General features: G+C 41.7%; 17 protein-coding genes, 2 rRNA genes and 3 pseudogenes. 3 read left to right on the plus strand and 19 right to left on the minus strand.

The features are described from left to right. Nucleotides 1–35: 35 nt before the first annotated feature. The 4 genes from clpX to lptB form a co-directional block, all read right to left on the minus strand. A complete protein-coding gene (gene clpX / locus ACZ48L_RS04880) occupies nucleotides 36–1265 on the minus strand; it encodes an ATP-dependent Clp protease ATP-binding subunit ClpX (protein ID WP_025792417.1) in 1230 nt (409 codons plus the stop codon). Then, nucleotides 1246–1935, minus strand: coding sequence for an ATP-dependent Clp endopeptidase proteolytic subunit ClpP (gene clpP, locus ACZ48L_RS04885; protein WP_008823953.1), 690 nt, complete (start codon nucleotides 1933–1935; stop codon nucleotides 1246–1248). The genes clpX and clpP overlap by 20 nt, the downstream gene beginning before the upstream one ends. Nucleotides 1936–2115: 180 nt before the next feature. Next, on the minus strand, nucleotides 2116–3480 hold the full coding sequence (gene tig, locus ACZ48L_RS04890) for a trigger factor (protein ID WP_025792419.1): 1365 nt from the start codon (nucleotides 3478–3480) through the stop codon (nucleotides 2116–2118). Between the two features lie 153 nt (nucleotides 3481–3633). Continuing rightward, nucleotides 3634–4467 carry an LPS export ABC transporter ATP-binding protein gene (gene lptB / locus ACZ48L_RS04895; RefSeq protein ID WP_008823951.1) on the minus strand — a complete coding sequence of 278 codons (834 nt, stop codon included), beginning with the start codon at nucleotides 4465–4467 and terminating at the stop codon, nucleotides 3634–3636. Between the two features lie 272 nt (nucleotides 4468–4739). On the opposite strand from lptB, the gene ACZ48L_RS04900 reads away from it, so the two are divergent. Next, nucleotides 4740–5486 (plus strand): MlaE family ABC transporter permease, encoded by a 747-nt coding sequence (locus ACZ48L_RS04900; RefSeq protein ID WP_464721959.1) that lies wholly within the window; start codon nucleotides 4740–4742, stop codon nucleotides 5484–5486. Between the two features lie 311 nt (nucleotides 5487–5797). Further along, a complete protein-coding gene (locus ACZ48L_RS04905; protein WP_008823949.1) occupies nucleotides 5798–6565 on the plus strand; it encodes an ABC transporter ATP-binding protein in 768 nt (255 codons plus the stop codon). A gap of 375 nt (nucleotides 6566–6940) precedes the next feature. Here ACZ48L_RS04905 and ACZ48L_RS04910 read toward each other — a convergent pair whose 3' ends face one another. The 7 genes and pseudogenes from ACZ48L_RS04910 to ACZ48L_RS04940 all read right to left on the minus strand — a co-directional run. Next, on the minus strand, nucleotides 6941–7345 hold the full coding sequence (locus tag ACZ48L_RS04910; protein WP_025792421.1) for a hypothetical protein: 405 nt from the start codon (nucleotides 7343–7345) through the stop codon (nucleotides 6941–6943). A 15-nt stretch (nucleotides 7346–7360) separates the two neighbouring features. Continuing rightward, nucleotides 7361–8674, minus strand: a complete 1314-nt coding sequence (der, locus tag ACZ48L_RS04915) for a ribosome biogenesis GTPase Der (RefSeq protein WP_008823947.1) — start codon at nucleotides 8672–8674, stop codon at nucleotides 7361–7363. Nucleotides 8675–9017: 343 nt separating this feature from the next. Then, nucleotides 9018–9899, minus strand: a complete 882-nt coding sequence (gene era / locus ACZ48L_RS04920) for a GTPase Era (RefSeq protein WP_025792423.1) — start codon at nucleotides 9897–9899, stop codon at nucleotides 9018–9020. Nucleotides 9900–9986: 87 nt separating this feature from the next. Next, on the minus strand, nucleotides 9987–11006 hold the full coding sequence (locus ACZ48L_RS04925) for a beta-ketoacyl-ACP synthase III (protein WP_025792425.1): 1020 nt from the start codon (nucleotides 11004–11006) through the stop codon (nucleotides 9987–9989). Nucleotides 11007–11008: 2 nt separating this feature from the next. Next, the gene (gene rpmF / locus ACZ48L_RS04930) at nucleotides 11009–11194 is read right to left on the minus strand and encodes a 50S ribosomal protein L32 (protein ID WP_004382259.1); all 186 of its coding nucleotides are present in this window, start codon (nucleotides 11192–11194) and stop codon (nucleotides 11009–11011) included. Nucleotides 11195–11218: 24 nt separating this feature from the next. Next, on the minus strand, nucleotides 11219–11737 hold the full coding sequence (locus ACZ48L_RS04935) for a YceD family protein (protein ID WP_008823944.1): 519 nt from the start codon (nucleotides 11735–11737) through the stop codon (nucleotides 11219–11221). Nucleotides 11738–12118: 381 nt separating this feature from the next. Further along, nucleotides 12119–12196: pseudogene (locus ACZ48L_RS04940) on the minus strand (HmuY family protein); the annotation flags it as partial. Nucleotides 12197–12544: 348 nt separating this feature from the next. Between ACZ48L_RS04940 and ACZ48L_RS04945 the strand changes: the two are divergent. Next, on the plus strand, nucleotides 12545–13711 hold the full coding sequence (locus ACZ48L_RS04945) for a sensor histidine kinase (RefSeq protein ID WP_008823943.1): 1167 nt from the start codon (nucleotides 12545–12547) through the stop codon (nucleotides 13709–13711). Nucleotides 13712–14772: 1061 nt separating this feature from the next. Here the strand turns inward: ACZ48L_RS04945 and ACZ48L_RS04950 are convergent. From ACZ48L_RS04950 to ACZ48L_RS04985, 8 genes and pseudogenes are all read right to left on the minus strand, one after another. Beyond that, nucleotides 14773–15303: a hypothetical protein gene (locus tag ACZ48L_RS04950; protein ID WP_044114110.1), complete on the minus strand. Its 531-nt coding sequence runs from the start codon at nucleotides 15301–15303 to the stop codon at nucleotides 14773–14775. Nucleotides 15304–15316: 13 nt separating this feature from the next. Next, the gene (locus ACZ48L_RS04955; RefSeq protein WP_423808633.1) at nucleotides 15317–15589 is read right to left on the minus strand and encodes a CHAP domain-containing protein; all 273 of its coding nucleotides are present in this window, start codon (nucleotides 15587–15589) and stop codon (nucleotides 15317–15319) included. Nucleotides 15590–15603: 14 nt separating this feature from the next. After that, nucleotides 15604–15848: pseudogene (locus tag ACZ48L_RS04960) on the minus strand (RHS repeat-associated core domain-containing protein); the annotation flags it as partial. Nucleotides 15849–15861: 13 nt separating this feature from the next. Then, nucleotides 15862–16419 (minus strand): hypothetical protein, encoded by a 558-nt coding sequence (locus tag ACZ48L_RS04965; RefSeq protein ID WP_455099136.1) that lies wholly within the window; start codon nucleotides 16417–16419, stop codon nucleotides 15862–15864. A 10-nt stretch (nucleotides 16420–16429) separates the two neighbouring features. Further along, the gene (locus ACZ48L_RS04970; protein WP_025793071.1) at nucleotides 16430–16978 is read right to left on the minus strand and encodes a Tle-like phospholipase domain-containing protein; all 549 of its coding nucleotides are present in this window, start codon (nucleotides 16976–16978) and stop codon (nucleotides 16430–16432) included. A gap of 131 nt (nucleotides 16979–17109) precedes the next feature. Then, nucleotides 17110–17511: pseudogene (locus ACZ48L_RS04975) on the minus strand (RHS repeat domain-containing protein); the annotation flags it as partial. Nucleotides 17512–17946: 435 nt separating this feature from the next. Next, a 5S ribosomal RNA gene (rrf, locus tag ACZ48L_RS04980) occupies nucleotides 17947–18059 on the minus strand. Between the two features lie 136 nt (nucleotides 18060–18195). Continuing rightward, nucleotides 18196–21097 (minus strand): 23S ribosomal RNA (locus ACZ48L_RS04985). Between the last annotated feature and the right edge of the window lie 210 nt (nucleotides 21098–21307).

Raw genomic sequence — 21307 nt, forward strand, 5'->3', positions numbered from 1 at the left:
AATTTCTATCCAAAGCAGACCGTATGGATATGATATTAGTTTGTTTCTGCTTTCTGAATATGGGCTTTATCAAGCTGTTTCCGGACATATTCATCCGTCACTTCGAAGTGCTTGATACGTCGAGATGGAACATCAAACATAGCATCCATCATCACAGCTTCTACTATTGAGCGCAAGCCACGAGCCCCAAGCTTATACTCAACGGCCTTATCTACGATGTAATCAAGAGCTTTCTCCGTGAAAGTCAGTTCTATTCCATCCATATGGAACAGCTTTATATACTGCTTAATAATGGAATTCTTCGGTTCAACAAGAATCTTACGCAGTGCAGCTCGGTCCAATGGGTTAAGATAAGTGAGCACTGGTAGACGACCTATTATCTCTGGAATCAAACCAAAAGACTTCAAGTCTTGTGGTAAAACATACTTCATCAGGTCACTCTTGTCTATCTTTGCAACATTCTGCACAGAGTTATAACCAACCACATGGGTGTTAAGTCGCTGTGCAATCTTACGTTCTATGCCATCAAAGGCACCACCACATATGAAGAGAATGTTCTTTGTATCAACATGGATATAGTCCTGATCAGGATGCTTACGACCACCCTTTGGCGGGACATTCACCATGGTTCCCTCCAACAGTTTCAGTAATCCTTGCTGAACACCTTCACCACTTACGTCACGTGTAATACTTGGATTGTCACTCTTGCGGGCTATCTTATCAATCTCATCGATGAAAACAATACCGCGTTCAGCGGCAGCTACGTCATAATCTGCCACCTGTAACAAACGAGAGAGAATACTTTCAACATCCTCACCCACATATCCAGCCTCTGTAAATACCGTTGCATCAACAATAGTAAAGGGGACATCGAGGAGTTTTGCTATGGTTTTTGCAAGCAAAGTCTTACCAGTTCCTGTTGAACCAACCATAATAATGTTGCTCTTCTCTATCTCTACGCCATCGTCATCCTTAGGTTGTTGCAGACGTTTATAATGATTATAGACTGATACAGACAGGTAACGCTTAGCTTCATCCTGTCCTATGATATATTCATCAAGATACTCTTTTATCTCCTTTGGCTTAGGAACTTTCTTCATTTCGAAGGCTTCTTCCTTCTTTCCTTGTTCCAAAGCACCTGTTTGCATGACTATATTGTAAGCTTGTTGAGCACAATCCTCACAAATATAACCATTCAAACCAGTTATAAGGAGTTTCACATCCTTCTCGCTTCTACCACAAAAACTACACTTTTTCTGGGGCATTATCTACTTCTTTTCTTATTAAAATTTCATCAATCATGCCGTATGCTTTAGCTTCTTCGGCATTCATCCAATAGTTACGATCACTGTCATTCCACACTTTCTCAAATGTTTGATGAGAGTGTTTACTGATGATTGTGTAGAGTTCTCTCTTAAATTTAAGAATCTCCTGGGCTTCAATTTCAATATCGGAAGCCTGTCCCTGAACACCACCGAGCGGCTGATGAATCATCACACGGCTGTGTGTCAAGGCTGATCGTTTACCTTCCTGACCTGAGACAAGCAATACTGCTGCCATAGAAGCAGCCATACCTGTACAGATTGTAGCTACATTGCTGGATATAAACTGCATCGTATCATAGATACCTAAGCCTGCTGTAACGCTTCCACCAGGAGAGTTTATATAGATAGAGATGTCTTTCCCCGGGTCAACTGAATCCAAATAGAGCAATTGAGCCTGCAAAGTATTAGCTGTATAGTCGTCTATCGCAGTACCAAGGAAGATAATACGATCCATCATCAGTCGCGAAAAAACATCCATCTGAGTAACATTCAGCTGACGTTCTTCCAAGATATATGGGTTCAGATATTGCGCTTGTGATTTTACGACATCATCAAGTACCATACCGTTCATCCCAAGATGCTGAGTTGCATATTTCCTAAAATCGTTCATAGTCTTTCCTTTCTTATATATAATAATGTGACAAAAATAGAGGTTATCGACCTCCTAATCATTGTCGTCAGTACAAAGAGCATGCCACGAAAGCGGCTTCTCAAAGCTTATCTTAGACAAAGATAAGGAAAAAAATCGATAACCTCTATATAAGTAAATAATATTTTTTCCTAAAAAATATTATTCATTTACGAGTTTATTAAACTCTTCAAGGCTTACACTCTTCTTGTTTAGTTTCACAACATCCTTCAATGTAGCAGCCAATTTACGGTCAAGTGCAGCCTCAACGAATGAGTCTATGTTCTCACGTTTCTTCAACATCTCATCAGCATAGCCGTTAAGATAATCATCAGGAACGTTATTCATGCCATATTGAGCAAACTGAGCACGTGCCATCTGGCGTGCACTCTCACGTACATCATTGTCATCAACCTTGATGCCATGTGCCTGTGCCAACTGTTCCTTTATGAGATGCCAAGTAAGTTCTTTGATGCTTTGTTCGTAATTCTTATCAACGAACTCCTCTCCCTTGTCTTGGTTGTTAGCCAACATGATACGTTTCAAGATAGCATCAGGGAATGTTAGCTTGCCAACCTTTTTCTCACAATAAGCGCGAAGGTCCTGGATAAACTTATAATCAGAGTCACCCTTCAGCTGTTCAGCCAAGCCTTCTGCTATAGCCTTACGGAAACCAGCTTCGTCTTTGATGTCAGCAGCCTCACCATAAACACTCTTCCAGAGCTCAGCATTGTTCTCTGCCTTTACGAAACGAGATATTTCTGTAATCTGGAAAGAGAAATCTCCCTTGTGTTCAGCCACCTCTTCTTTCTTAATCTTAAGTAAAGAAGAAACCTCAATCTCGTTATCTGGATAAGCCTTAGTTGGGTTGAAAGTAATGATATCACCAACCTTTGCACCATCAAACAGCTTCTTCTGCTTGTCAACTTTGATAAACTGTGGCATTAATGATGCACCCTCAACAGTGATACCACCCTCAAGAGTATTACCATTCTTATCCAATTCGCGAAGATCACCCTTCAACAAGTCACGCTGTTCTGGGTCATATGTCTCAGCTTTGTCGTAGTGTCCTGCACGACTCTGGAACATTTCAACCTGCTGATCGATAAGTTTATCATCAACAGCAATGTCATAGTAGTCAATCTTGTTCTTACCACTAAGCTCTATTTTGAACTCTGGAGCTACAGCAATATCAAACTTGAATACGTATGGAGCATCCTTTTCCAGATCAACAGCTTCCTGACCTTCTGCAGACATGGGCTGTCCCAACATCTGAATCTTATTGTCAGTAATGTACTTCTGCAGGTTCTCTCCAAGAATCTTGTTGATAGCTTCCATCTTAACCTGTGGCCCATACTGACGCTTAATCATACCCATTGGTACCTGTCCTTGACGGAAACCAGGTATATTGGCACGCTTGCGATAGTCCTTAAGGGTTTTCTCAACCTCATCCTTGTAGTCAGACTCTTCGACAGTCAGGGTCATCAGACCGTTAACCTTGTCGGGATTCTCAAATGAAATTTTCATCTCTGATGTTATGTATTTATGTTTATTATTATTTATCAATTACTTATATTTGCAAAGAAGGCACATTAACCCCTTGCAACTTTGGATTGCAAAGATACTCAAAAAAAAGCACATCCTTATAATATATAGGTGGAAAAATGCTTTTTTAACCTCCTATTCTTCTGCTTCTTTGGCCTCTTCCTGTGCTCGCTTTCTTTGGTCGAGCAACTGGAAGTCCTTCTTCTGAAGAACAAAATCCGTACCAAGATACTTCTCTTTCACTATCTTGTTTGCAGCCAACTCCTCTGGTGTACCTTTGAAAAGGATACGACCTTCAAAGAGAAGATAGGCACGATCCGTGATATTCAGCGTCTCATGGACATTATGGTCAGTGATAAGAATACCAATATTACGGAATTTCAAACGCCAGACAATATGTTGAATATCCTCCACAGCAATAGGATCGACACCTGCAAACGGCTCATCAAGCATAATAAACTTTGGGTCTATCGCCAAACAACGGGCTATCTCACAACGCCGGCGTTCACCTCCTGAAAGTCTATCACCGAGATTCTTACGCACTTTCTCCAAGCGAAACTCACGTATAAGGCTCTCCATCTTGTCAATACGTTCCTGCTTTGACAGTTTCGTCATCTCCAAAACGCTCATGATATTATCCTCCACACTCATCTTACGGAAGACACTTGCCTCCTGTGGAAGATAACCAATACCAGCACGTGCACGCTTATAAACAGGGTAATTCGTAATCTCCTGGTCATCAATATACACATGTCCTTCGTTCGGAACGACAAGTCCTGTGGTCATATAGAAGGATGTTGTCTTGCCGGCACCATTCGGTCCGAGCAGTCCAACAATCTCTCCTTGCCTGACATTGATACTCACACCATTTGCAACGGTACGTTTTCCGTATCGCTTCACAAGCTTATCTGTCCTAAGAACGCTTCCTTCTCCGTCAGGGCGCACTACGATATTATCTGTCTCGCTCATAGCTTTTCATCATTTTGTCATTGGAAAAAGAATATCCAATCGCTGCAAAATTACGAAAATTAAAGCACATACCTACTAATAAAGGTAGAAAAAGAAAGTACCAATTTAGAATTATCAACATGGGAATAGGTTATAATAAACATATTTTAGAGTAATAAAATATTTATAAGAAAGGGCTTTTCAACTCGGCAGATGCAAGTTAAATATTGTCTTTCATGTTTATATCTCTAATTTTTTAGTTATTTTTGCAAATAAAAACTATATAAAAAATCATGCTTATCTTTAAGTGGTTGAATACATTTGGCAAGTATCTCATGCTCATGGGGCGCACCTTTAGTCGCCCAGAACGCATGCGAATGTTCCTGAAACGCTATGTTAAAGAGATGTCACAGTTGGGAGTTGACTCTATCGGCATCGTCTTGCTCATCTCATTTTTCATTGGTGCTGTTATATGTATCCAGATAAAGCTCAACGTACAGAGCCCTTGGATGCCCCACTGGGTATCGGGTTATGTAACGAGAGAGATCATGTTGCTGGAGTTCTCCAGCAGTATCATGTGTCTTATTCTGTCAGGAAAAGTAGGTTCAAACATAGCATCTGAGCTGGGAACAATGCGCGTTACGCAACAGATTGATGCTCTTGAAATCATGGGTATCAACTCTGCAAGCTATCTGATACTGCCCAAAACACTGGGACTGATCACGATCATGCCGTTCTTAGTCATCTTCTCTGCAGCAACAGGTATCGTCGGAGCTTATGCCACAGCATACCTCGGACATATCATAACACCGACAGATCTGACTGCAGGTATCCAACATAATTTCAACCCATGGTTCATGTGGATGAGTATCATTAAGGGTATCTTCTTTGCTTTCATCATCTCTACTGTATCGTCATATATGGGCTACACTGTCAAAGGTGGTAGTGTTGAGGTGGGCAAAGCATCTACTGACGCCGTAGTATCTTCAAGTGTTCTCATCCTCTTTAGTGATGTTTTCCTCACACAGATGCTAAGTTAAAAGACAAGAATAGAAGGCAGTCGAGGGATGAAAGGGAGTTAAGATACCCCCATAACTCCATCACCAAGAATTATGAACATAGCACAGGGAAGCATAAAAAAATGAAGAAACAACATCATTCTACCCAGTGACTAACATTACATTTATACAGAACAGTTTCAACAACGATACTCAAAACTTGAGGAAACAAGTAAGTTGCAGAATGCATTTCGCTATGAAATAGTAAATAAGCATGCAGCAACAAACAGAGAGAACAAGACCAACGTCTTCACTCACTTTCATACTTTGACTCCTCATGACTTCTGAAAATTATGATTGAAGTAAAACATCTCTATAAGTCATTCGGTGACAAAGAAGTACTGAAGGACATCAATACTGTCTTTGAAGATGGTAAAACGAACCTCATCATCGGACAGAGTGGTGCGGGAAAGACCGTACTTATGCGCTCACTCACAGGACTTATCGACCCAACAAAGGGTGAAGTGCTCTATGATGGTCGTAACTTTGTCAACATGAACAAGAAGGAAAAGATTCTCATGCGCCGTGAAATGGGTATGATTTTCCAAGGATCAGCACTCTTCGATTCGCTTACTGTGCTTGAGAATGTGCGTTTCCCACTTGATATGTTTTCGGACATGAGCGCACTAGAACGTGACAAAAGAGCACAGGAATGCTTAGACCGAGTGAACCTAAACGGTGCTGAAGAGAAGTTCCCTGGTGAGATTTCAGGTGGTATGCAGAAGCGTGTAGCTATCGCACGTGCCATCGTTATGACCCCAAAATATCTTTTCTGCGACGAACCTAACTCAGGTTTGGACCCTAAAACATCACTCGTCATTGACGAATTGTTGTCAAGTATCACCCGTGAATTTAACATGACGACGATTATCAATACGCATGATATGAACTCCGTGATGGGAATTGGTGACAACATTGTCTTTATTGCAGATGGTAAAAAGGAATGGCAAGGCAACAAAGACACGGTCATCTCTTCCCGAAACAAGAAACTCAACGATCTTGTCTTCGCATCAGATCTGTTCAAGAAGGTGAAGGATGTAGAACTGGCACAAGAGGATTAATCCTCTTTTTATAGCCGTTCAGAACAAGAAAGTTCAGATAAACACATCACACTTGGTTCTCTTCTAAAAGGTAGAAGAGAAACTTATGATGTAAAAATAAATCACATTGCGAATTCCAAAGGGGCTCTTTCGCATTGTAAAAGATGCCCTTTTGCAATGTAAAAGATGCCCTTTTAACACGTAAAAGGTGCCCTTTTGAATGGTAAAAGGGCACCTTTTATTTTGCTATTCTCAATCTTTTGATTCTCTGATAGTTACAAAAGCGAGAATTAAAGATTTTCTTTTATTTCCTAAATGATTGACCGTCTCTAATGTAAAACTATTTCTAATCAGAACCGTTTGGGTACTATAACGATTAGAAATGGGAGCAACATGCTATCGCATGATCCACTTACCCTTCTTCTTCACCATAGGTACTATGACCTGTTCGGTCGTCTTATCGCCATAATGGAAAAGCAGAAAAACACTCGCCGCACTGTCCTTTCCAGTGAAAACAGATGAACCAATCGATACAGAATTGATACCATGATGCACACTATCCTGCATAGCTACGAACTTACGAAGGTTGATAAGCAGTTGTTCTCGATACGTATCAGGCAGCTTATCAGGTCTATTTTCGGCATTAAGGAACGCATCATATTTCCCCTTCAACAGGAGTTCGTAATAGTGTTTGGCTGCTTGCGCAGCCAAATTACCTTGCTCTACAGCTTTCTTTTTCTCGCTACAAGCTGCCAACAACAGAACTCCTGCAAGTAAGAAAGCCGAAAAGAGTTGCTTCATACTCATCATGTAATATTACTTCTGACGGATAAAGATATTAATAGGACAGCCATGCAACTGCCAATTCTCACGCATCTTGTTTTCCAAGAAACGGCGATACTGCTCCTTAACGTACTGCGGTAAGTTCGCATAGAACACGAAAGAAGGAATCTGCGTATTAGGAAGTTGTGAACAATACTTTATCTTTATATACTTACCTTTTACTGACTGTGGTGGCGTTGCCTCAATAATTGGCAGCATAACTTCATTCAATTTTGTCGTACCAATGTGTATCTTTCGGTTCTGATATACCTCTTTGGCGGTCTCAAGAACCTTGAAGATACGCTGTTTTGTCAGTGCTGAAGCAAAGATAATAGGGAAATCAACAAACGGAGCCATACGACTACGGATGGCATTTTCGAAGGTCGTAATAACCTTCTGATCCTTATTCTCAACAAGATCCCACTTATTTACAACTACAACAAGGCTCTTGTTGTTACGCTGAATAAGCTGGAAGATATTCATATCTTGCGCCTCTATACCACGAGTTGCATCCAACATAAGGATACAAACATCAGAGTTTTCTATACTCCGAATGGAACGCATGACACTATAAAACTCTAAATCTTCGGTCACTTTGTTCTTTCGACGAATACCAGCTGTGTCAACAAGATAGAAATCAAAGCCAAACTTAGTATATCGGGTATAGATACTATCACGGGTAGTGCCGGCAATTTCAGTTACAATATTACGATCTTCACCAATGAAAGCATTGATGATACTTGACTTTCCAGCATTAGGACGACCAACAACTGCAAAACGTGGGATATCCTGATCAATGCTTTCATCAGGTGCATCCTTCAACTTCTCAAGTACAAGATCAAGCAAATCACCTGTTCCTCCACCCGTTGCTGCACTGATACAGATGGGATCTCCCAATCCAAGCTTATAGAATTCAGCTGCCTGATAATACTCTCCACTGTTGTCAACCTTATTGGCAACAAGGATAACAGGGAGCTTTGTGCGGCGCAGAATCATTGCCACATCCTCGTCCCAGTCGGTAACACCAGTCTCTGCATCAACCAAAAAGAGTACGAGATCAGCCTCTTCTGTCGCCACAAGCACCTGCTTGCGGATAGCATCTTCAAATATATCATCTGATTTAACAACCCAGCCTCCTGTGTCAACAACAGAGAATTCACGGCCATTCCACTGACATTTGCCATACTGACGGTCACGTGTTGTACCAGCAGTATCGCTCACAATGGCGTGACGAGTTTGGGTTAAACGGTTGAAAAGGGTGGACTTTCCTACATTAGGGCGTCCCACAATCGCTACTAAATTTGCCATTTTTATTGGTCTTTTACCTCCTCACAACATAAGAATCAATCTCATATGCATTGTAAGAAGACTCCAGATGTGGTCAAGCATCCGATGAATATTTGCCGAGGATGACCACTCCCCAGCCCTCACAGTATGTGAGAGTAAGCCTTACTAAACAGTTAAGGCAATTGATTCGGAAACTAACATTTCCCTTTTTTGTTGCTTTTACCATCCATATATTCCTATATTAAACCACTCATATTAACTAATCATGGACTGACAATATAAGTAACAATGGATTTTTATAGCCTTATCCAAACAGACTCCTATGGAGAATTATCCTCCTTCGGAGATGTTTAGAGAGGCGTTTTTACTCTGGATTATATCCAAAGTTATTCAGTTCTTTCTGTGAATTACGCCAATCTTTATCAACCTTCACATAAGTTTCAAGGAAGATTTTCTTATCAAAGAAACGCTCAAGACTCTTCCTGGCTTCGGTAGAGACCTTCTTCAAAGCCATTCCCTGGTGTCCGATAATGATTCCTTTTTGGCTGCTTCGCTCAACATAGATAATCGCATTGATATGAATCTGACGATCATCTTCCTTGAAACGTTCTATCACAACCTCTACGGAATAGGGTATCTCCTTGTCATAATAACGAAGAATCTTCTCACGAATTATCTCTGAGACAAAGAACTTTGCAGGCTTATCTGTCAGCTGATCCTTATCAAAGAAGGCTGGACTTTCAGGCAATAACTCGAGAATACGCTTCATTAGGATGTCTATACCAAACTTATTCTTGGCTGAAAGAGGCAGTATTTCTGCATTAGGGAGTAGCTTATGCCACGTCTCAACAAGATTGCCGAGCTTCTTCTGGTCGCTTTCATCAATCTTATTGATAAGAAGTATCACAGGAATCGTCATCTTTGAGACCTTATCCAAGAAGTCCATGTTCTTCTCAGGGTTCTCAACAACATCCGTAACATAAAGAAGTATATCAGCATCAGCTAACGCTGACTCTGAAAACTGGAGCATCATCTCCTGCATCTTATAGTTAGGTTTCAGAACACCTGGTGTGTCTGAGAAAACAATCTGGGCATCATCCGTATTCACAATGCCCATAATACGGTGGCGGGTGGTCTGTGCCTTAAAGGTTGCAATACTCAGTTTCTCACCGACAAGTTGATTCATCAGTGTGCTTTTTCCTACATTTGGATTGCCGACTATGTTTACAAAACCTGCTTTATGCATAATGAATAATATTCAAAACAAAAAAAACGCACCTATCCTTATTGATAAAGAAAGATGCGTTCTTTTATTTATAACAATTTGAAGTCTTTACTTCTTAACCGCTGCAGAATCTCCGTCGTATGCCCACTTATAATAAGAAGCACCATTAACGAAGCCCGCCCCGAAGGCTGTAAAGATGATATTATCACCTTTCTTCAGTTGTGACTCAAAGTCCCAGAGCACAAGTGGCATACAAGCTGCACTGGTATTACCATAACGTTGGATATTTACCAGCACCTTCTCCATAGGTACACCAATTCGTTTAGCGACTGCCTCAATGATACGTAAGTTTGCCTGATGGCATACAACGTAATCAATATCATTCTGAGTCAAGCCGTTGCGCTCTAACAAGGCTGCACAATCATCACCCATTGCTGTAACAGCATAACGGAAAACGGTGCGACCTTCCTGATAAGTATAGTGCAAACGGTGATCAACAGTGAAGCGAGATGAAGGACAAACAGAGCCACCTGCCTTCACATGAAGGAATGGAAGTCCCTTGCCATCGGTACGATGATAAGAGTCTATTAGACCTATACCCTCTTCAGTTGTACCTTCTACCATTACCGCACCTGCGCCATCACCAAACAAAGGACATGTTGCACGATCACGATAATCAGTAATTGCCGACATCTTATCAGCACCAATCACAATGATTCGCTTATGCCTTCCACTCTGAATCATGTTGCAAGCAACATCGAAAGCATACATAAAGCCGCAACATGCAGCAGCGAAGTCAAATGCGAAAGCATTCTTCAAACCCAACTTACCCAAGACTATTGAAGCCGTAGATGGGTGTGGGTAATCTGGAGTCGTAGTGGCAACGATAACAGCATCAATACTATCAGGGTCAGCACCCGTCTTCTTCATCAGAAGCTTAGCCGCCTTTCGTGCCATATAAGAGGTACCGAGTCCTTCTTCTGTAAGGATGCGGCGCTCTTTAATACCTGTACGAGTGGTGATCCACTCATCGTTGGTATCAACCATGCGAGACAATTCCTCATTGTTGAGGACATAGTCTGGCACATATCCTGCGACACCTGTTATGATCGCATTGATATTACTCATATTTATTCAGCTGTTTCCTTTACGACAGCAACCTTACCACGATAGTAACCACAAGTTGGGCAAACAGTGTGGTAAACATAATAAGCACCACAGTTAGGGCATACTGCCAATGTAGGAGCAACTGCCTTATCGTGAGTTCTTCTCTTAAGCGTACGAGTCTTTGACTGTCTTCTTTTTGGATGTGCCATAATTCTTTAAACGTTTAATATTTTTTATTTTTTCAATTTTAATAGAGCTTCCCAGCGCGGATCCATTGGCTGTTCGTCTTCCTGACCGCTTCGGGCGGCAGAGTGCTCTTCAAGAGCTCGTACCATAGCAGGGTTGCATTTTCCAGGTGCATGCACATGCTTGATAGGGATTGCGAGAGCTATGAATTCGTAGAGGTACCATGCAACATCGAGTATTCCTTCGTCCTCGGCCACCGTTACAAGGTCATCCTCCTCTGAGTTTTCTGTTCCTAATCGTACTTCGAGACGCTGTGTCGTCTCTATGGGCTGCTCCATCAGTTCCAAACAGATATCACATGGTACAAGTACCATGCCTGTCTCATGAAAGTCGAGGGTAAAGAAATCATTTCCCGTGCGCACAATATCAAGCGAAACATGCACACGCCCTTGACTTACTTCGGGAGCGTCTATCGCCTTAAAGTAAGTATCATCCAGGTCAAATGTAAGGTGATTTGCACCTTCTTTCAGACCCTTCAAATCGATCTTAAGGGTTTCTAAGTCCATAATTGGGTTGCAAAGTTACGAATATTTTTCTGATATTAAGCAAATTATAAGTAAAAAAGTGTTGGGTCAAACTTACAAAACGATGATATCACCTTTTATACTTTATGTATTAATAAACTATCGTTGGTTGGTCTACATTTCTCATATTAGTTAGTTATTAGTGCCTTACAACATACTTAATAATGCAAGGAAAGGATGTACCCTACTCTTTCTTAATTATGTACTGCAGCCCATCACCTATGGAGTTAATGCCCACCACTTATGCAGTTGATGGCAAGCACCAATCGTGTTAAGGAGATAACACTCTACCAAAAGACACCAACCGAGTTATTTATTCTTTTCGATACTGCAATAACTTACTATATACTTTGCTCGCAGAAACTACTTTATCTCATCACAATAATAACTCATTTCCCCACCAGTATCACCTATCTCCACATCAGCTTTGTACCAACTAACTGTATCACTACAAGCTGCTAAGGCCAACACACACACTGCCATTAATGGCAAAAAAAGATTCTTTATTTTCATAATCTAGAAATATGTAAGTTATATGAGTTACAAAGTTACACTTTACTTTTTAGCAAAACAATACAAACTTATGATAATTTTTATGTATTTTAACCCTTAAAATGTAATGATCTTGTATTTTATCCTCATAAATAACGAGTATATTACTTCGTTAGTCATATTGATAGTAAAATAATAATTAGGAAATGGGGACTATTTTCTGGGAAAATAGATAGCTTCGTAATTAATAATAAACTGTCAACAATAATTTAACCTTCATCAACGTTAAGAAATCATATGCAGTGGACAGACAGAATCCGACAAGTGAAAATATTCCTTGTAGTGGCAGCTATTCTCATAGCTGTCGCTTCATTGTTAGTGTCTCGTTCTCTAACTCATGACTTAGCTCAGCAGGAACGCAGTCATATGGAGGTCTGGGCTGAAGCTATGCGCTCATTAAGCGAAGCTGAAGACAATACTGATTTAAGCTTAGTACTAAAGGTTCTAGATGAAAATAACACAATACCAGTGGTAGTCTTAGACCGTGATGGTGCTGTAACTGAATACCGAAACATCGAGATAAAAGCACGAAATGCCAAGGATAGTGTACAGGTCGTGACCAATCAGGCAATACAAATGCGCGATGCTGGACAGGTTATTCGTATTCCATTAAATAAGAGCCATAAAGACTATATAGATGTTTGCTATGGAGAATCGCTCATGTTGAAGCGCATAGCTGTATATCCTTATATTCAATTAGGGGTGGTAATGCTCTTCGTCGTCGTTGCTATCTTCGCATTGCTAACGTCTAAGCGGGCAGAACAAAACAAGGTGTGGGTAGGGTTGAGTAAAGAGACTGCTCACCAATTGGGTACTCCTATTTCTTCCTTAATGGCATGGACAACCATCCTAAAAGAGACTTATCCTAATGATGATCTCTTACCAGAAATGGACAAAGATATTCAGCGATTGCAACTGATAGCTGACCGTTTCTCAAAGATTGGCTCTCTGCCAGAACCCGTTCCGGCAAGTCTGAACGAAGTTCTGAACCATGTTGTCGATTACATGGACCGACGTACCTCACGCCGAATAACGATGAAGACGGATTTCCCTTCCGAAGATGTAATTGTCAAGATGAATGCTTCACTCTTCGAATGGGTGATAGAAAACCTCTGCAAAAATGCTGTTGACGCAATGGGAGGTGAAGCAGGAAGCATTACGTTACACCTGGAAGAAAATGACCATCGCGCCATTATCGAAGTCACAGATACGGGTAAAGGAATAAAGAAGAAAGACATACGAAATGTGTTCCGACCTGGTTTTACCACCAAAGAACGTGGATGGGGGCTAGGACTGAGCCTCGCAAACCGTATCATTGAGGAATATCATCATGGAAAGATCTTTGTAAAGAACTCTGAAGTTGGGGCTGGTACCACTTTCCGCATAGAACTTAGGAAAGACTAAACACTCTAGAAAGGCTTACCACATCAACATAAATCTATGTTACAAAACAAAAAACCTTAAAGCTAATGCTTTCTTTAAGGCATAAACAAGGTATAGGATGAGCATATCAATAGATATTCTCTACGATAAGACACCCCCTCTTAATGTATCAGAATCCCCTAATTAAGTTTAATTTTTAGTTGCTGTCACTTTTAACACTTCGTGTAATGGGTTTATATTCAGATGATTAAAGGCGAGAATAGAGTGACAGAAATGACAGCAAAATCAGGAATGGGATGTAATTGACTTTTGTTCTTGGGTGGAAAGGGAAACTGATAGTTATGGGATACGCCTGTTTGTGGTAAAACGCTCCGGTACAGTTCCTTGTAAACTTATCCGTCTTGACGCATATCACCGCACCATTACGGTCTAATCAGAAATATGTTTACAGTGATTTGAAGCTGCATGTCTATAAAATCACGAGATATACCAAGCATTCAGACTTGTATACCATTCGCTATCAAAGACTTACAAATTCCGTTCCAAAAGGTGCCCTTTTACCGTGCAAAAGGGCGTCTTTTACACCTCAAAAGAGCACCTTTTACCATGCGAAAGGGCATCTTTTACTTTACGAAAAACCACCTACTATTCCCAATTTATGAATCTTTATTACAACCCTTCTTATGCCCTTTTCCCTTTCATAACAAGCGAGTATCTCGCTCTCTGCATAGTTAATCGAACATCATAAAAACGACCACCTTTCAATTTTCCTGTCACTCCCGTCACTCCTCCCCATGTCACAATACATTGGTAACAAAGCATTTACGCGAAATATTAAAAGTGACAGCAACTAAAAACAAAAACTATGTTAGGGTTTTAGAGTAACAATGAACTATACAATACCAAAGAGTGTAACTGCGGAAAAGTTAATCTTTCCTTATTGCCATAAAGATGTAATGGACATTTGAAAGGTTGAATCCCTCACTCAGGATTCAACCTTAAATTTTACTTAATAGCAAGAGGTTTAACGTATGCTAACAGCCATAAATATGGATACAATGCCGATAGCCATACCCTTATATCTATTTCTTTTTTAATTTACTTTTGAAAAGTATACTCTGAGAACTAAAAGGGCAATATAAAGGATACTTTGAAAACAAACTGTCATTTGCATTTATTTGAATCTTGTTCCTCTTAATCGCCTCGATTCTGATATATATATAGTCTCTCCGTTCATCATCAAATTCGATTGCAGGATAGGCCGTACCATCTAGATCTTCATCAATTTCTGGATCATAATCTAAATGAGCCTTTGCTATTCCTGATATGCTATCTTGAAGCCCACGCTTCTTATTTTTTACATATATTTTGTAAAGGATTTCACTCTGACTAAGATAGTGGATTCTTATCATCTGTATTAATGTATCATTCTCCATCAAATAAGATACTTCTAAAGAACTTTCTCTTTTCTTCTGAGCATGTCTAAAAGATAATGATTGTGTCACCATCGATGACTTATTTTTATTATTCGTTTTTAGACATTCACTATTCTTTTGATCAGAAATACAACTCATTGTTATAAACAAAATGAAGCATAAAATTAAATATCTCATAATAGTTTTTATTTTATCTAGTTTCTCTATATGACGTTGTGCGTCCGTTTATTGGTAAGACTTGTAGTGGTTCCTTGCTAGGAGTGTATCCCCTAGGATAGACATAAGTCATCTTTGCTTTGAAAGGTGAAAGATTAACTTGATCGTGTTGATTCCCACCTAAAAGAATGATATTACCTCGTGCATTCATCCCAACAACAAATGCAACATGCCCATGTCCTCCACCATACGATAGAACAGCGATACACCCATAAACAGGTTTACTAATTCTTTTTCCCCATGTCAACCAAGACTGTGAACTAGCACTATTTGTTCCATCGTACCGTAGCTCTTCATGATACGCTCACCGGCAGCATTGTAAGTGTAACTACTTGTCTTACGTTATCACTTAAGACCATGAGTCGGTTGTCCTCATCCCAGTACATCTCCCTCGTTGTGTTGGTACTGTCATTTGTCACCAGCATTGGATTACCGTTGGAATCGTAGGTGTAATGGTCGTGACCAATCTGTGTTGGAGCCGTTTTCTGTAGGTAAGAAGTGGAAATAAAGTATGTACATTCACTCATTTATCAAATGGAAAACTCTTCCATCTTGTAATCTATAAGAGACTATACCTTTTCCTTTATCCCATATCACTTCATCTATACCCAATAAAGGTTGATTGCTCCCTTGTTCTGAATTAACCCCATTTTTGAAGGAAATACTGGTGGCAGCTCTATTCAAACATACTTCATTTGAATATAACCCACCGAAAGAGATTTCTGCGACAAACGTAGAATCCATGTTCTTACTTATTATAAATACGCCTTTCCACCATTTGGAATCATGCTTAATTTTGAAATCAATAGATGCATTGGCTATATATTCATATTGTCCTTCTAACCAATTACATGATTTTAAGTCTGTAATTGGAATATCTTTTTTATTACAAACTTTTTTTTCAATAAAAGCAAAAGAATCTATTGACAAACCATCTGTAAATCGGATGTTCTCTTTTCCATCATAGATATTAATCCACTTCATCTCTTCTCCAGAAAGATGTGTCTTTTTGCAATATGGAAGCCCACAGGATATTAAACATAATACCATTAATGGGATATACTTTTTTATTTTCATCTGAACTTAATTAATTTGGAAGTTTAATGTGAACAAAGTTATCTATAGAATGATGCCATAAATAGTCATGTGATTCTATTAGAATCCTTCTTCCTTTTGCCCCTATTCCAATATTATCTTGTAAATTGCTTAGGGGATCTCCGCCTAAACGTATTAGCCCCCACAGGGCTTTTTTTCCAATTATTTGATAATCTGTAACATTTTGTAGTGTTCCAAGATTATTTATAGATTTCGTCCGATCACTTACCGATGCCCGATTGAAAGTGATTGCAGCTTTTCCCGTTGCCATGCTTGCAGCGGCAGCTAATCCTCCTCCCAAAGAATGCCCTACAAATGTGAGTTCAGAATCTTTCAACTCATTAGATAATTTTCGGGCATTATCTATAGCCACATTATATTGTGGTGCTCCTAAAGTAACTTGTGAAATATCTTCTATGCCATCCTCTATAGAGTTTGTACCGGCAAACACATAGGCATATTCTGTTTTTCCAGTTTTTGCATTCGTACGTTGAAAGATTGTTGATTGCAAACCATTCTCGCCTAATTTTATATAGTTCATATTAGAACGAATAGAGGTTTTAATATTTGATATGAGCCAACCTGCCTTCGCCAATTCCTTTAGATCTTTCTTTTCATTTCCATCTCTATAGACAGCCCTTCCATTAAAACGGTCTCGTGTCCAGTAGGACGCCTACCATCTTTATCACGTAATATTATGGGACTTCCTCCACAATAAGAATATCCATAAATAAGGGGAAACTTCTCCGCCAACGGATCTACTCCATACCATAAACTTGTCATAGGATTCAAATACCTTGCACCGTAATAGTACAAGCCTGTCTCCTCATCGAACTGCTTGCCGTTGAACTTATACGGCAGGTCTTCGGAGCTGCTGTGCTCATCAACGAGGAGTTCGCCGTATGGTAAGTAAGCATCATACTGGATGATGTTGGCGTGGTCGTCCATGATGTAAGACGTACTGCCAAGGTGATCACTGTGATAGAAGAAGGTTTCTTCTTTTGTAGTGTCATTTGGAATATAACCATATCCAGCCTGAGGATCATCAGGGTTGCTCGGGTCATTCCATGACACTAGAGCTTCAGAGTAGTGTATGTGGTGGGTTCAGGGCATAGATTGTAGGAAGAAACGAGAGACACCTGTCCCTACCGTGACCCTCATCACAGCACAAAAAAGATCTATATCTCCTACACCACAACACCTCCTCCACCGTAAGACCTAATGTCCGCAGACTCCTATGTCATGTGTTATTTTAAGGCAAATATACAACTTTATTTTGTAAATGTATCCGTACAAAGAAGAAAAGCTGTATGTCTTGGATGTGTTGTATATTTGGATGTATTGTATTTTTGGATGAGTTGGTTATGATCGGGTTAGGGATAAGGATAAGGCAAGGATTTGAGGGAGAGGAATTGCGGATAGGATATAAGCCGGATGACCGGAGTCATCCAAAGATAAAACAAAAAAAAGAGAGCCTCGAAGATTTCTCTTCAAAGCTCTCTCTATAAAAGAAGGCGGCTACCTACTCTCCCGCATTGCATTGCAGTACCATCGGCGCAAACGGGCTTAACTTCTCTGTTCGGAATGGGAAGAGGTGGGACCCCGCCGCAATAACCACCTGATAATTCTTTTCAAGTTGACCATTAAACATCAACCGTATAAGGTGACCTATTTCCACAAGCAAAAAAGAATGAAGAGCAACACAGCTCAAAGTGTGAGTCACCTGTCCTGCCCGCTCCTTTCAGAAATGGGCAGGACCGAAGAAAGTTTCGGGCAATTAGTAGTGCTCGGCTTTGACGTCACCGTCTTTACACCTGCACCCTATCAACGTCATCGTCTATGACGACCCTTATGAGGAGTTCTCATCTCGCGGATGGCTTCGCACTTAGATGCTTTCAGCGCTTATCCAGTCCAGACTCAGATACCCAGCGGTGCACCTGGCGGCACAACTGGTAAACCGGAGGTCTGTCCATCACGGTCCTCTCGTACTAGTGACGGCACCACTCAAAACTCCAACGCCCACGATAGATAGAGACCGAACTGTCTCACGACGTTCTGAACCCAGCTCGCGTGCCACTTTAATGGGCGAACAGCCCAACCCTTGGGACCTTCTCCAGCCCCAGGATGTGACGAGCCGACATCGAGGTGCCAAACCACCCCGTCGATATGAGCTCTTGGGGGGGATCAGCCTGTTATCCCCGGAGTACCTTTTATCCTTTGAGCGACGGAGTTTCCATACACATCCGCCGGATCACTATGCCCCAGTTTCCTGCCTGCTCGGGATGTCTCCCTCCCAGTCAAGCGCCCTTATGCCATTGCACTCTGTAAGGCCGGTTACCAATCGGCCCGAGGGCACCTTTGGAAGCCTCCGTTACGCTTTTGGAGGCGACCACCCCAGTCAAACTACCCACCAAGCAGTGTCCGCACCTCAGGCGCGTTAGACCTCAGACAGCCAAAGGGCCGTATTTCAAGGATGGCTCCACGAATGCTGGCGCACCCGCTTCGAAGCCTCCGGCCTATCCTACACATCGGATGACCAAGGTCAATGCTAAGCTGTAGTAAAGGTTCACGGGGTCTTTTCGTCCCATCGCGGGTAATCGGCATCTTCACCGATACTACAATTTCACTGAGATCATGGTTGAGACAGCGTCCGGATCATTACACCATTCGTGCAGGTCGGAACTTACCCGACAAGGAATTTCGCTACCTTAGGACCGTTATAGTTACGGCCGCCGTTTACTGGGGCTTCAATTCAATGCTTCCCATTACTGGTGACATCTCCTCTTAACCTTCCAGCACCGGGCAGGTGTCAGGCTGTATACGTCATCTTTCGAGTTTGCACAGCCCTGTGTTTTTGTTAAACAGTTGCCTGGACCTATTCTCTGCGCCTCATTATACATGAGGACCCCTTATCCCGAAGTTACGGGGTCAATTTGCCTAGTTCCTTAACCATGAATCTCTCAACGCCTTAGTATATTCTACCCGACCACGTGTGTCCGTTTGCGGTACGGGTCGCATAAACATTAAGTTTAGCGGATTTTCTCGGAAGTATGATTACCTGCACTCAAGTCGTCCCGAAGGACAACCTGTACTTTCATCCTTCAGCTCGGATGGTGGATTTGCCTGCCATCCTCATAGCCTACAGACTTAAACGCCCTATTCCGTCAGGGCGCGGCAGTGTCACTGCTCCGTCTCCACATCACTGAATATGCGAGTTGCGGAATATTAACCGCATCTGCCATCGCCTTCGCCGTTCGGCTGAGACTTAGGACCCGACTAACCCCGGGCTGATTGGCATCGCCCGGGAAACCTCGGTCTTTCGGCGAAAGGGAATCTCACCCTTTTTATCGTTACTTATACCTACATTTGCTTTTCCATAAACTCCAGGATCAGTTACCTTCACCATTCAACGTCGATGGAATGCTCCCCTACCGATACTTTTAATTTACATTGCTATCCCGCGCCTTCGGTATCTGACTTATACCCGATTATTATCCATGCCCGGACCCTCGACTAGTGAGCTGTTACGCACTCTTTGAATGAATGGCTGCTTCCAAGCCAACATCCTAGCTGTCACGGGGACCAGACTTCGTTAGACTAACTTAGACAGAATTTCGGGACCTTAGACGGCGGTCTGGATTCTTCTCCTCTCGGGGACGGACCTTAGCACCCGCCCCCTTACTGCACATCTGCTATCCATAAGCATTCGGAGTTCGTCAGGTCTCGATAGGCGGTGAAGCCCTCTTGACCTATCGGTCGCTCTACCTCTCATGGAGATCGATGCACGCGGCACCTAAATGCCTTTCGGGGAGTACGAGCTATCTCCAAGTTTGATTGGCCTTTCACTCCTACACTCACCTCATCGGGAAGCTTTTCAACGCTTATCCGTGCGGTCCTCCATCCGGTGTTACCCGGACTTCAACCTGGGCAAGTGTAGATCACTTGGTTTCGCATCTACCCCATCTGACTCGACGCCCTGTTCAGGCTCGCTTTCACTGCGGATACGTGACTAATGGCACTTATCCTTGCCAGACATGGTAACTCGTAGGTTCATTATGCAAAAGGCACGCCGTCACTGAATTAACAGCTCCGACCGCTTGTAGGCGCATGGTTTCAGGAACTATTTCACTCTCCTCATCGGAGTGCTTTTCACCTTTCCCTCACGGTACTCGTTCACTATCGGTCTCACGGGAGTATTTAGCCTTACCGGATGGTCCCGGCGGATTCGCGCAGAATTACACGTGTTCCGCGTTACTCAGGATACCACTACGTCTCATCATGCTTCGGATACGGGATTATCACCCTCTATGATTATACTTTCCAGTATATTCGCCTCACAATCAAAGTACGACAGCGTGGTCCTACAACCCCTGCGGCGCATTGCTACGTCACAGGTTTGGGCTCTTCCCCGTTCGCTCGCCACTACTAGGGGAATCATTAAATTATTTTCTCTTCCTGGAGGTACTAAGATGTTTCAGTTCCCTCCGTTCGCCTCACTGCATTAGCAGTGATGACAGGCCTTCAGCCTGCCGGGTTGTCCCATTCGGAAATCCCTGGATCAAAGGTTATTTGCACCTACCCAAGGCTTATCGCAGCTTATCACGTCCTTCATCGCCTCCGTGAGCCAAGGCATCCGCCATGCGCCCTTTCTTACTTTCTTCGCCTTCTCTGTAATTCCTTACAAAGAATGTAGCTCATACTTTCAGCTGTTGTGTGATTCTAATTTAAAGAAGTAAAACCTCTTTTAGAATACTGGTCTAAAAAAAAGACCAGCTCTACATTACAGTCTTGCTTGTGTCAATATGTCAAAGATCGGATAAAGGAAAAATCGAAAATGAATAAGGAAATACCTTAAAACTAACGATCACCT

The organism is Prevotella histicola (assembly GCF_055385135.1).